General features: G+C 41.6%; 8 protein-coding genes. All 8 read left to right on the top strand.

Going from position 1 to position 12,197, the window contains the following annotated elements; all coding sequences use genetic code 11:
• The first annotated feature begins 197 nt into the window (after positions 1–197).
• Positions 198–1,061, top strand: coding sequence for a GyrI-like domain-containing protein (locus tag HWV01_RS13345; protein ID WP_211672017.1), 864 nt, complete (start codon positions 198–200; stop codon positions 1,059–1,061).
• 416 nt (positions 1,062–1,477) lie between these two features.
• Positions 1,478–2,551 (top strand): Glu/Leu/Phe/Val dehydrogenase dimerization domain-containing protein, encoded by a 1,074-nt coding sequence (locus HWV01_RS13340; protein ID WP_211672016.1) that lies wholly within the window; start codon positions 1,478–1,480, stop codon positions 2,549–2,551.
• Positions 2,544–3,650 carry a pyruvate dehydrogenase (acetyl-transferring) E1 component subunit alpha gene (pdhA, locus tag HWV01_RS13335; RefSeq protein ID WP_211672015.1) on the top strand — a complete coding sequence of 369 codons (1,107 nt, stop codon included), beginning with the start codon at positions 2,544–2,546 and terminating at the stop codon, positions 3,648–3,650. Before HWV01_RS13340 ends, pdhA begins: the two co-directional genes overlap by 8 nt.
• On the top strand, positions 3,647–4,624 hold the full coding sequence (locus HWV01_RS13330; protein ID WP_211672014.1) for an alpha-ketoacid dehydrogenase subunit beta: 978 nt from the start codon (positions 3,647–3,649) through the stop codon (positions 4,622–4,624). Before pdhA ends, HWV01_RS13330 begins: the two co-directional genes overlap by 4 nt.
• Positions 4,624–5,778, top strand: coding sequence for a dihydrolipoamide acetyltransferase family protein (locus tag HWV01_RS13325; RefSeq protein ID WP_211672013.1), 1,155 nt, complete (start codon positions 4,624–4,626; stop codon positions 5,776–5,778). The genes HWV01_RS13330 and HWV01_RS13325 overlap by 1 nt, the downstream gene beginning before the upstream one ends.
• 60 nt (positions 5,779–5,838) lie before the next feature.
• Positions 5,839–9,357, top strand: coding sequence for a methylmalonyl-CoA mutase family protein (locus HWV01_RS13320; RefSeq protein ID WP_211675852.1), 3,519 nt, complete (start codon positions 5,839–5,841; stop codon positions 9,355–9,357).
• A gap of 561 nt (positions 9,358–9,918) precedes the next feature.
• On the top strand, positions 9,919–10,677 hold the full coding sequence (gene hisA, locus HWV01_RS13315; protein ID WP_211672012.1) for a phosphoribosylformimino-5-aminoimidazole carboxamide ribotide isomerase: 759 nt from the start codon (positions 9,919–9,921) through the stop codon (positions 10,675–10,677).
• 197 nt (positions 10,678–10,874) lie between these two features.
• The gene (locus HWV01_RS13310; protein WP_211672011.1) at positions 10,875–12,149 is read left to right on the top strand and encodes an HD-GYP domain-containing protein; all 1,275 of its coding nucleotides are present in this window, start codon (positions 10,875–10,877) and stop codon (positions 12,147–12,149) included.
• Positions 12,150–12,197 lie beyond the last annotated feature (48 nt).

Genomic DNA, 12,197 nt, shown 5'->3' with positions numbered 1-12,197 from the left:
TGCAAGGAAATGGACAATAGTGAGCGCTACGTCATTTTTGCCGCAAATGCCCCGTTTGCTTGTCGATGCGTAAAATCGATATATCTACCCGAACCATAGAAACTATATATTATCCACTATCTCGCAATTTCAATCAGGTAAAAGCTATTCTTAGTAGGTATAATTTATACGAATTCTTAGTTGGGTATCAAAAGAAAATGAATGCAGTGAAGCACCATGAACGACAGATAAAGAAAGTGTGTGATTTTATAGACGGAAACTTAGATGAAGAGTTCTCGCTTGAGCAGTTGAGTGCGGTAGCAGCCAGCTCTAAGTACCATTTTCACCGCATCTTTAAGTCGTTTATGGGAATCAGTACCATACAATATGTCCTGTTATCACGATTGAAGCGAGCTTCTTTCAGGTTAGCGTTTGAGTCAGAGTGCAGTGTTACTGACATTGCTTTTGAAGCGCACTTCGAAAGTCTTGAAGCCTTTTCTCGTGCGTTTTCTAGAGTTTTTGGACAAACGCCGTCCCAGTTTAGGAGTCAGCCAGAGTGGCGATCTTGGCACTCAAAATATGAATATCAACCACCCATAACAGGAGAAAGTACGATGGATGTAAAAGTCGTAGATTTCGATAAAAGAGAAGTAGCATTAATTGAGCACAAAGGTAGCCCTCAACTAGTCTATGCGACAGTTGCAAAGTTCATCAATTGGAGAAAAGCAACGGGGTTGTCTCCAGTAAAAACCAGTGAAACATTTGGTATTCCTCATTCTGATCCCAATGATACTCCTGATAAAGAGTTCCAGTTCGATATATGTGGTTCACATCAAGGCAATGTTCCAGAGAACAACTATGGTGTTAAATCTGGAGTAATCCCAAGTGGCAGATGTGCTGTTGCAATTCACAAAGGAAGACATGACTCTATTGGCGAAACCATGTGCGGCTTGTATCAAAAATGGTTGCCTGATAGCGGCGAAGAATTAAGAGATTTCCCTTGCTTCTTTCGCTATCTGAACTTTGTTCATGAAGTGGATGAGTGTGAGTTGTTGACGGAGGTCTATCTGCCCATAAAGTAGCTACTAGTTCCGAGCGGTGGTCAGAATAACGATGCAAAATATGGTCACTGCTGACTTGTTGCGCAACACACCTTTCAGGGAGTTTCCTTTCACCGCCTCTCTGCTGCGAGCCATTAGCACAAGTACAGCGATTTTAGTTGCATGATTTGCCGATGAGTATTTGCACTAAATTGCAATGGGGCATAAGTGAATTACAAAATAGATAAACCTTCCGCTGCTGCTTGAGGTGTCCTTAGCTCATTTTTCAGACACTCACCGCTGACGTGTTGTTAGTCACGATAACGGGTTTGCTAATGGGCAGTGTTGCGTATCGTGTCTATAGTTATCATAGAGTAACCTCCTGCATACCCAATGACTTAAATGTAAATAACTGTGCGTCTTCAGGGTATCTGTAACCCAAGGTTGGAGAACCGTTCATGGCAAGCTTTATAGAGTCTACCGATCTATTTGACATGGCTGAACAATATCCATTCAGCGATGTGCACTTCTGGCGAGACCCAGAAACACAATTACAAGCAATCATCGCCATTCATAGTACTCAATTAGGCCCTGCTATTGGTGGCTGTCGAATGATTAATTACCCTTCAACTCAAGCTGCGGTTAAAGATGCATGCTGCTTAGCGGCTGGCATGAGCTATAAAACAGCAATCAATCGACTGCCTTTTGGTGGGGGGAAAGCGGTTATTTTAAAACCTGCACATTTAACGGATCGTAAGGCGTTATTTACGTCGTTTGGCCGCTTTGTCGAAAGTTTAAATGGTCGCTATATTACGGCAATGGACAGTGGTACGACGATTGATGATATGGATATTATCGCCAGCCAAACCAAGCATGTTATGTGTACCACAACCGCAGGATTAGCCTCGGGAGATCCATCACCCCATACGGCGAAAGGCGTTTATTACGGTATAAAAGCGGCAGTGAAGTTTAAGCTACAACAGGAGTCGCTTACGGGGCTTCATATTGCTATTCAAGGGGTGGGTAATGTGGGTTATGCATTAGCTAAGCTACTGCATAATGATGGCGCTAGGTTAACCGTCGCCGATCCAAATAAACAGGCTACACAGCGACTTATTCATGAATTTGACGTGGATGTTGTGGCTGGTGACGCGCTTTATGCTGTTAATTGTGATGTCTTTTCACCGTGCGCATTAGGTCAAGTCATTAATACGAGTTCTATCGCCCGATTAAATACCTCTATCGTTGCAGGTTCTGCAAACAACCAATTACAGAGCCGCAGTATGATTGATGCGTTGGCAGCAAAGGGGATTTTATATGCGCCAGATTATGTCATTAATTCTGGTGGCGTATTGCAAATTACCTACTTAAATAAACCCGATGTGATGCAGCATAAAGTGGCTGCGTTGTATGACACATTACTGGATATATTTACCCAAGCAGAGCAACAAAATAGGTCGACGGTTGATGTTGCCAATGGTTTAGCTGAAAAGATACTAACGGGACCATTCGCAGGAGCTAATTATGAATAAAAATACGGTCAAGGCTGAAAATATATTCCGTGTCGGTTATACCCAGTATCTGGATGAAACAGGCAGACTATCAGAATCGTTACAACAGATTTCTATCGCGGGCGTGAGCAGTGAATTACTTGTTGAACTTTACCGTTGGATGTTATTTACCCGTACTTTTGATTGCAAAGCAATTGCGCTGCAACGTACTGGGCGTCTTGGCACTTATGCCTCATGCCTTGGTCAAGAAGCGGTCGGCGCTGCAATTGGTAAAGCGATGCGTAAAGAAGATGTGTTTATTCAAGCTTACCGCGAAACGGCCGCGGTTCTTATTCGAGGCGTAAAACCGGAAGAGATCTTGATGTATTGGGGTGGTGATGAACGTGGTATGGACTTTCAGGGGCCGCGAGAGGATATGCCTTGTACCATCCCAATTGCGAGCCAATGTTGTCATGCTATTGGTATCAGTTATGCGATGAAGTTACGAAAAGAACCACGTGTTGCTGTTGTTGTTTGTGGTGACGGGGCAACATCCAAAGGTGATTTTTATGAATCCATTAATGCTGCAGGCGTCTGGCAGCTCCCTGTCGTCTTTATTATCAACAATAATCAATGGGCTATTTCTCTGCCGCGTGATGATCAATCGAGTTGTGCAACGCTAGCGCAAAAAGCCATTGCAGGCGGTATCAGTTGCGAACAAGTTGATGGCAATGATGTTATTGCTTGTTATATCAAAATTAAGGACGCTATCGACAGAGCCAGAGAAGGCCTGGGCCCTCATCTGATTGAAACCATTTCTTATCGTTTATCCGACCATACTACCGCCGATGATGCGTCTCGATATCGTGATGAAGATAACGTCGGAGAGGCTTGGCAGAAAGAACCCATGACGCGATTACGAAGTCTACTCCTAGATGAATTGATTATTGATAACACAGGTGTAGAGCAGCTAGAAAAAGAGTGCAGTGACGAAATTGACGCTGCTGTAGAGCGTTATCTTGCCATTCCAGCCGCGTCGCCAACCGCGATGTTTGAATATTTGTATGAAACCTTGCCCGACCATTATTTAGATCAACTAGAACAAGTAAGAAACACAAGTTTGCAGGGAGGTGAAGAATGAAAGACATGACACTCATTGATGCAGTCAATAACGCCTTGTTCGATGCTATGGCAGAAGATAAAAATGTCATCTTACTGGGCGAGGATATTGGTGCTAATGGTGGTGTGTTTCGCGCGACGGAAGGACTACAGTCTGAGTTTGGTCGTGAACGCGTCATTGATACCCCATTAGCGGAATCACTCATTAGCGGAATGGCAATCGGTTTAGCGGTACAAGGCATGAAACCCGTAATCGAAATCCAATTTATGGGCTTTATTTATGCCGCGTTCGATCAGTTTTTATGTCATGCAGGACGAATGCGCAATCGTACGCGTGGTCGCTTAACTTGTCCTATGGTATTGCGTGCGCCTTATGGCGGTGGGATCCATGCGCCAGAGCATCATAGTGAAAGTACTGAAGCTATCTTTGCGCACCTTCCTGGTATACGTGTTGTCATCCCATCTTCTCCCGGACGTGCTTATGGTTTATTGCTTGCTGCTATCCGCGATCCCGATCCTGTGGTGTTTTTAGAACCGAAACGTATTTATCGATTACAAACTGAATCCGTCGAAAATAATGGTAAAGCACTGCCGTTAGATGTGTGTTTTACCTTGCGTGAAGGTTCGGACGTGACCTTAATTAGTTGGGGGGCGATGTTATATGAAACGTTGCAGGCTGCGGATCAGCTAGCAGAACGTAATATATCTGCTGAAGTAATCGATCTTGCTACTATTAAACCGATTGATAAAACCACGATATTAAGCTCAATTGAAAAAACGGGTCGCTGTGTGATCGTATCAGAAGCTGCGCGCAGTGGTGGTGTTGCGTCAGAAATTGCAGCCATTATTGCGGAGGAAGGGCTGATGACGTTATTGGCACCCGTCATGAGAGTGAGTGGTTATGACACCATTATGCCACTGGCTAAAATGGAAAAATATTATATGCCAAGCGTTGAGAGAATTATTTCCACCGTTAATAACGTCATGGAGTTCTGATGCATATATTCAAATTACCTGATTTAGGGGAAGGGCTACCCGAAGCTGAGATTGTTGAATGGTTTATAAAACCCGGTGATGTGGTGACGGCAGACCAGTTAATGGTGTCGATGGAAACGGCAAAGGCAATTGTTGAGATCCCGTGCCCAGAGTCCGCTACCGTAGTGAAACTGTATGGGCAAAGCGGTGACATTATTCATACTGGCGATCCGCTTGTTGAGTTCTCTGAAGAGGGCGTGACATTATCGAGCAAAGCAGTGGCAAAAACCGAACAGCCTAAAGCGTCGACATCTGTGGTGGGAGAGCTGCATACATCCGAAAGTAAGTTAAAAGAGACGGCGCAATCGGTATCGGGGAACAGTATTGGGGTGAAAGCTACCCCCGCAGTACGGGCATTAGCGCATCGGTATAATATTGATTTAGCGATTGTGACACCGTCCGGTGCACACAGCACTGTTACTGCAGCAGATGTAGAGCGTGTAGTAAAAATATTTGCGGACGTAGGTGAGCTAGTCCCATTGAAAGGTGTGCGTCGCAGTATGGCAAAAGCGATGACGCAAGCGCATGCCGAAGTTGTCCCTGTCACGATACATGATGATGCGAATGTGTCTACTTGGTTTACTCAAGGTGATATCACAGTACGACTGATTCGTGCAATGGCGATCGCCTGTGAAGCGGAACCAACATTGAATGCTTGGTATGACAGCCATTCGATTGGTCGTCGTATTATTAAATCGATGCATTTAGGTTTGGCCGTTGATACTCAAGATGGTTTATTCGTCCCCGTGATCCGAGATGCACAAAGCTATAGCGCAGAGGCGATGCGCGACAAAATTAATACCCTCAAAGAATTGGTATCACAACGCAAAATTGCGGCGGATGATTTACGCGGTAATACCATCACCTTATCTAACTTTGGCAGTATGGTGGGTAAATATGCCAATCCTATTGTTATGCCTCCCACTGTTGCAATTTTAGGTATTGGGCGTTTATTTCAGCAGTTGGCTTACATGAAACCGGGTGATGGGAAGGGCGATATTATTGAGCATACCTTATTACCCTTGTCTTTAACCTTTGACCATCGTTCAATTACGGGTGGTGAAGCGGCTCGATTTTTAGCGGTGTTAATGGCTGATTTAGCCCTAGATAGTTAATATGATATGGCGAATGTAAGTGAGCCAGATTGAAAGTAACATTTATCGGAGTGAAGAGTGATGAAAACGACTTCAACCAAGTTTCCTTTGCGTATTTTAACTGCGACTTGTTTATTTGACGGCCACGATGCTGCGATTAATATTGTACGGCGGTTACTGCAGGCTCGGGGAGTTGAAGTCATACATTTAGGTATTAACCGTTCGGTTCATGATGTTGTCACCGCAGCATTACAAGAAAATGTTGATGCTATTGCAATGAGCTCTTATCAGGGCGGACATAATGCTTATTTTAGCTACTTACTATCGAGTCTTGCCGACGTTAGGGCTAAGCCCGCTATATTTATTGGCGGCGGTGCGACTATTACCGCTGATGAAGCAAGGGCATTAGAAGAACAAGGTGTTTCGCGTGTTTACACCAGTGCGGATGTACTTTGTTTAGACGAGATGATCAGTGATTTATTACAACGCTTAATCGCGGTGAAGCCCAAACACCAAGCAAAATTCAATGTAAAAAAATCAGCTGTTGAATCTGCAACCGATATGTATTTGGGACAATTAATCACGGCTATAGAGCAGGGGGAAATTAAAAGTCCAAGTCGCATTACAGCGGCTTCTGTCACGTCCGCTAAAAAATCGCTGGTGGTGGGGATCACAGGGACAGGTGGTGCGGGAAAAAGTACGTTTAGTGATGAATTATTACGTGCGTTATTGCAGCTCTATCCTGATATCAACATTGCGTATTTAGCCGTGGATCCCAGTGGGCAAAAAACCGGAGGTGCCTTGTTAGGCGATCGTATTCGCATTAATACCTTGCCACATGACCGTTTGTTCATGCGTTCTATTGCCACACGACAAGCGAATGTATCGGTGAGCCAGTCATTGCAAACTTGTGTGCCAATGTTAATCAATCAAGGTTTTGACCTCGTGTTAATTGAAACTGCGGGTATTGGTCAAAGTGACAGTGCGATTGTTGATATGGTGGATTTCAGTCTTTACTTAATGACCAAACATTATGGCGCCAGCAGTCAATTAGAAAAAATTGAGATGTTACAATTTGCCGATGTTGTGGTGCTAAATAAAGCAGATCAGCAAGGGAGTGAAGATGCGTACAATGCTATTCAACAGCAATGGCGTTTTAACCAGCAGCAAGCGCAGGCTACAAATGGCGAATTACCTATTTTCCCTGTTGTTGCCAGCCATTATAACGATCATGGTTTTAGTCGTTTTATGGCATTTTTGATGACGAAGCTGAGTTTTACACCAGAGGCCGGTTTAAAGTCGTATTACCAACAAATACTGACAAAATATCCTCGTTATGATTGGACGTTAACAGAAAGTCAATTACAGTTGCAAACCCCTGATTATCTCACCGCTATTTATAACCATTATGTACAAGTCACAGATCAAAATAAGCAGAAAATAGAACAAGTACGTCAACTGCATAGTTGCTATCAAATGTTGAGTGATCTGGGTGATCCTTGTTTACCTCCTAAGTTAGGCCGCTATCCGCAAGCTGATTTAGAGAGTAACATCGATGCGGATAGTTTTTTAGTGACAGATGCATCTTTGAAGGTGTTATTACCACCGTTACGGTTACGTTATAACAAACTACTTGCGCAGTTAACAGTGCCACTTAGGCATGCACTATTAGCTTGGTTTAGAGACGATGAAGAATTAGCGTTAAAACGTATCGAAGATGGGGTTGATACAATTGGTTCCCATCAAACCTTTGGTGAGCATAAAGACCATTTTGTTAGCTTAAGTGGTACCGTGATCCCACATGTAGCCAGACCAAACGAAAATCACTGGGATAACATTACGGCATTTCTGCTTAATGAGAATATCCCTGGTCACTTTCCTTATACCGCGGGTGTATTTCCAACACGACACAATGATGAAGACCCGACGCGAATGTTTGCGGGAGAAGGTTTACCCGAAGATACCAACAAACGTTTTCATTATTTAATTAAAGGCCAAAAGTCGATTCGGTTATCTACGGCATTTGATCCTAATACTTTGTATGGACATGATCCTGCAATAAGCCCGGATATATGCGCCTGTATTGGTATGTCTGGGGTGTCTATTGCAACGCTTGATGATATGAAAGTATTGTATTCAGGTATTGATTTATGCGATGCCGGTACTTCGGTATCAATGACGATTAATGGTCCTGCGCCGATATTGATGGCTTGGTTTTTACATACTGCCATTGATCAGCAAGTCGAGTTGTATTTAACACAAGCGAACTTATGGTCAAAAGCCCATAAACAGATTAAAGCTTATTTTTCATCTTGCGGTATTACAGCTAAGCAAAGACCTATTTACCGTGACGTATTACCTGAAGGTCATAATGGTTTAGGGCTCGCGCTATTAGGTATTTCAGGACAAGTATTGATGGTCGAATTACTTGGATTGCAGGATGAATACATAACGCTTAAACAAGCCACTTATAATAAAGTCAGGGGGACATTACAAGCCGATATTTTAAAAGAAGAAATTGCTCAGAATGAATGTATTTTCTCATTGGATTTTGCGCTGCAATTAATGGCTGATATGCAGGGCTATTTTAGTGCGAATGCTATCGATAAATTTTATCCCGTCTCGGTTAGTGGTTACCATATTGGTGAAGCGGGAGCGAATCCGATAACCCAATTAGCCTTTACATTGGCCAATGGGTTTACTTTGATCGAATATTATTTAGCGCAAGGATTGAAGATCAACGATGTGGCACCAAGGCTCAGCTTCTTCTTTAGTAATGGTATGGATCCTGAATATGCAGTGATAGGGCGGGTTGCTCGCCGGATATGGGCTCGCACATTAAAATCCGTTTATAATGGTAATGATCGCAGCCAGAAATTGAAATATCACATTCAAACATCGGGGCGCAGTTTACAATCGAAAGAGATAGATTTAAATGATATTCGCACCAGTTTACAAGCCATTTATGCACTTTGTGATAATTGTAATAGTTTACACACGAATGCTTATGACGAAACTATCACAACCCCGACTGAAAATTCTGTTTATCGTGCGTTATCGATTCAATCCATTATTAATCGTGAGTTTGGGTTAAATAAAAATCAAAACCCACTGCAAGGCAGCTATGTCATTGAGCTGTTAACCGATCTTGTCGAAGAAGCTGTATATTCTGAATTCAATCGCTTAGCACGACGAGGTGGTGTGTTGGGGGCGATCGAAACGGGCTATCAACGCGCTCAAATTCAACAGCAAAGTATGTATTATGAGACATTAAAAAGTACAGAGAAATTTGATATGGTCGGGGTTAATTGCATGTCTAGAAGCCATGGACACAGTGATGGAACTGACACAGTGAAGATGAGTGAAAAACAGCTAGTGCGTTGTCCTGACGTAAAGAAAAAACAGCAAATTGAGGCTATATCACAATTCCATAAACAGCATAAGGAACGCAGTGAATGCGCATTGGTGTCGATGAAAGTCGCGCTATTATCAAGAAGTAATAGCTTTGGAGCATTAATGGATGCAGCACCTACGGCTAGTTTGTCGCAACTGGCGGATATCCTATATTTAGTTGGTGGTAAATACCGTCGAAATATGTAGAGAATCGATAAAACTCACACATTGATCGCCATTACATCGGCTTTAAATCTTAATATGGAAAGCAATATTGTTTGTTTGATTATGTGACGAGTTTCAAATGAAAGCTTGCATTGCTGTTTTTTTATGTTACATTGGTCACATCTTCTCGAGAAGATATAAAAATGCTCAAAGGATGAGTCCGTTAAACCGCCTCCAAGGAACCGAGATCAACTGAGCCATTTGGTTCTATTTATGATTAATGATTTAGAAGGTGACACTTATGAAAAATTCAGTACCTACAGCCCCAGTTTTTGGTGATTTATATAACTCAAAATTCACTTACCCAAGACACTTAGGTTACTAATTTCCTAGGAATTCAGAATTGAACGCCATCTATTTATAGATGGCGTTTTAGTTTCTGGTATTCTACGCCTGCCCATTATATTCTTATCTCTTACCTGTTTTTTATTATCAATATTTTAAAACACCGCATTCTGCTGTAATTCTGGTTATACTGGTGAGCTAAAATGCGAGTTACGATCAGGAATTGATCGTTTAGTCTTTAAACAGAGGAGTGTTGTTTTGACTCAGTTTCGTCCTTGTATTGATTTACACCAAGGTAAAGTAAAACAAATTGTTGGTGGTAGCTTGAATGATCAAGGTGCTGCGACTAATTTTATCAGTCAATATGACGCGGCGTATTATGCCGATATTTATCGTCAACATGATTTACGCGGTGGCCATGTGATTGCATTAGGCCCAAATAATGAAACGGAAGTGCTAAAAGCATTAGATGCATGGCCTCAAGGATTACAATTCGGTGGTGGTGTTAATTCATCTAATGCCGCGCAGTATATAGCGGCTGGTGCGTCTCATGTCATTGTCACATCATATCTGTTTGATGGTGATGAATTTAGCTGGGAAAAGCTAGCACAGTTAAAAGCATTAATTGGAAAAGAGCATTTAATTTTAGATCTGAGTTGTAGAAAAACAGCTCAGGGTTGGTATATTGCAACGAACCGTTGGCAAACAATCACGAGCACAGTCATTAATGCAGACACACTAGCGCAACTTTCTGAGCATTGTGCCGAATTTCTGATTCATGCTGCTGATGTTGAAGGATTGCAGAATGGCATAGATCAAGAACTTGTTACTTTACTTGGGCAGCATACAAGAATACCGGTGACTTATGCTGGTGGTGCTCGCAGTATTGATGATCTTGCTTTAGTCGAGCAATTATCAAAGGGTAAAGTTGATTTAACGATTGGCAGTGCGTTAGACATATTTGGTGGTTCTGGTATTACATTACAGCAGTGCATTGATTGGAATAAAAATCATTAATATTTATTAATATGGCAGGTTTTATGACGTTTATGCCGATAAAATCTGCGATATAATGCTGTTTAATCATTATCAATAATTGATAGTGTGATGAAAATCAATGTTCAATATGATTTTCCATATGTATAGTATAAACATCTTTTAAATACCTATTTATTCTACTAAAATGTCATCTCAGTTTTGTTTTGTGGTTTATTATGAGTGGTATTAAAGTTTCTGTAGATCGTATTCAAGTGGGTAATTACGTTAAGTTACCTTTAGGTTGGTGCGATCATCCCTTTATGTTCAATAATTTTAAAATCGATACTCAAGAAAAATTGCTGCTCATTCGTAAGCTTGGTATTGCGCACGTTACTGTTTATCCACAACGCAGCGATAATGGCTTATTGCCTCCACAAACTTCAAATGCTAAACAACAAGAATCTTCAGATATGATTGATGTAGATCTAGAACTGGCTAAACGTGAGTTGTGGGAACGCAAACAGAAAAAAATCGAAGAATTAAAAACTCATCGCCGCAAAATAACTAAAACAGAAAAAAACTTTCAATCAGCAATGATTCAAGTGCGTTCTGTTATGAGTAAACTATCGAGTCGCCCTCTTAATGCGATTGATGAAGCAGAACAACTCATCGGAGATATGGTTGAGTCCCTACTAAAAGAAGAACATATCGTTTTACATTTGATGAGTGAAACTAAAGAAAATGAAAATATTTATTACCATTCATTAAATGTATCAGTGCTCGCAATGCTTGTTGCTAAAATGAAAAAGTTAGATGCTAATGCCATTAAAACTATCGGAATGGGCGCGCTTTTTCATGATATGGGTAAGTTGAAAATACCCCCGCAAATCCTGCGTAAAAAGACAGAACTAACCAACGTAGAGCAAAATTTTTTAAGGTTACATCCTAAATATGGGCTAGATCTTGTTAATTTAGTGGATACATTCCCTGAAGCCGCTAAGTCTATTATCGCACAGCATCATGAGCTATTAGATGGTAGCGGTTACCCTAAAGGGTTGAAAGGCTCTGATATAGACCCATTCACTCAGCTTGTTAGTGTTGTGAATAAATATGACACACTTTGTCATCCGAACGATATAACCAAAGCAAGAGTACCGTCGAATGCCTTATCTTGGCTATATAAAAATAGCGCGAAGAAGTATAATCAAAGTGATTTAAAACTGTTAGTGAAGGTGTTGGGAATTTACCCTCCGGGTAGTGTTGTACGATTATCAAATGATCAGGTAGGACTGGTACTGTCAGTGAATTCAGATAGATTATTGTATCCTAACATCCTTATTTATGACGCTGAAGTACCTCGAGCTGAAGCCCCGATCATTGATCTTGAAGAGCGTGAACTCTCAATTACAGGTGTCATTAAACCGGATAAATTGCCTGAACATATTTATGAATACTTAAACCCGAGAAGTCGCATTAATTATTATTTTGAAAGTGCGAAAAATAATAATTAATTAATAGGTTTATAATTAAAGCATTTACACTATAATTGCAGCTCGCTT

The sequence above is a fragment of the Moritella sp. 5 genome (assembly GCF_018219455.1).
Classification (GTDB): domain Bacteria; phylum Pseudomonadota; class Gammaproteobacteria; order Enterobacterales; family Moritellaceae; genus Moritella.
This window is presented reverse-complemented; position numbering and strand designations above follow the sequence as displayed.

Excerpts from the sequence above, each read along its gene's own strand:
- HWV01_RS13330 (WP_211672014.1), top strand. The coding sequence starts at position 3,647 with ATGAAAGACATGACACTCATTGATGCAGTCAATAACGCCTTGTTCGAT.
- pdhA (WP_211672015.1), top strand. The coding sequence starts at position 2,544 with ATGAATAAAAATACGGTCAAGGCTGAAAATATATTCCGTGTCGGTTAT.
- HWV01_RS13310 (WP_211672011.1), top strand. The coding sequence starts at position 10,875 with ATGAGTGGTATTAAAGTTTCTGTAGATCGTATTCAAGTGGGTAATTAC.
- HWV01_RS13345 (WP_211672017.1), top strand. The coding sequence starts at position 198 with ATGAATGCAGTGAAGCACCATGAACGACAGATAAAGAAAGTGTGTGAT.
- HWV01_RS13320 (WP_211675852.1), top strand. The coding sequence starts at position 5,839 with ATGAAAACGACTTCAACCAAGTTTCCTTTGCGTATTTTAACTGCGACT.
- HWV01_RS13340 (WP_211672016.1), top strand. The coding sequence starts at position 1,478 with ATGGCAAGCTTTATAGAGTCTACCGATCTATTTGACATGGCTGAACAA.
- HWV01_RS13325 (WP_211672013.1), top strand. The coding sequence starts at position 4,624 with ATGCATATATTCAAATTACCTGATTTAGGGGAAGGGCTACCCGAAGCT.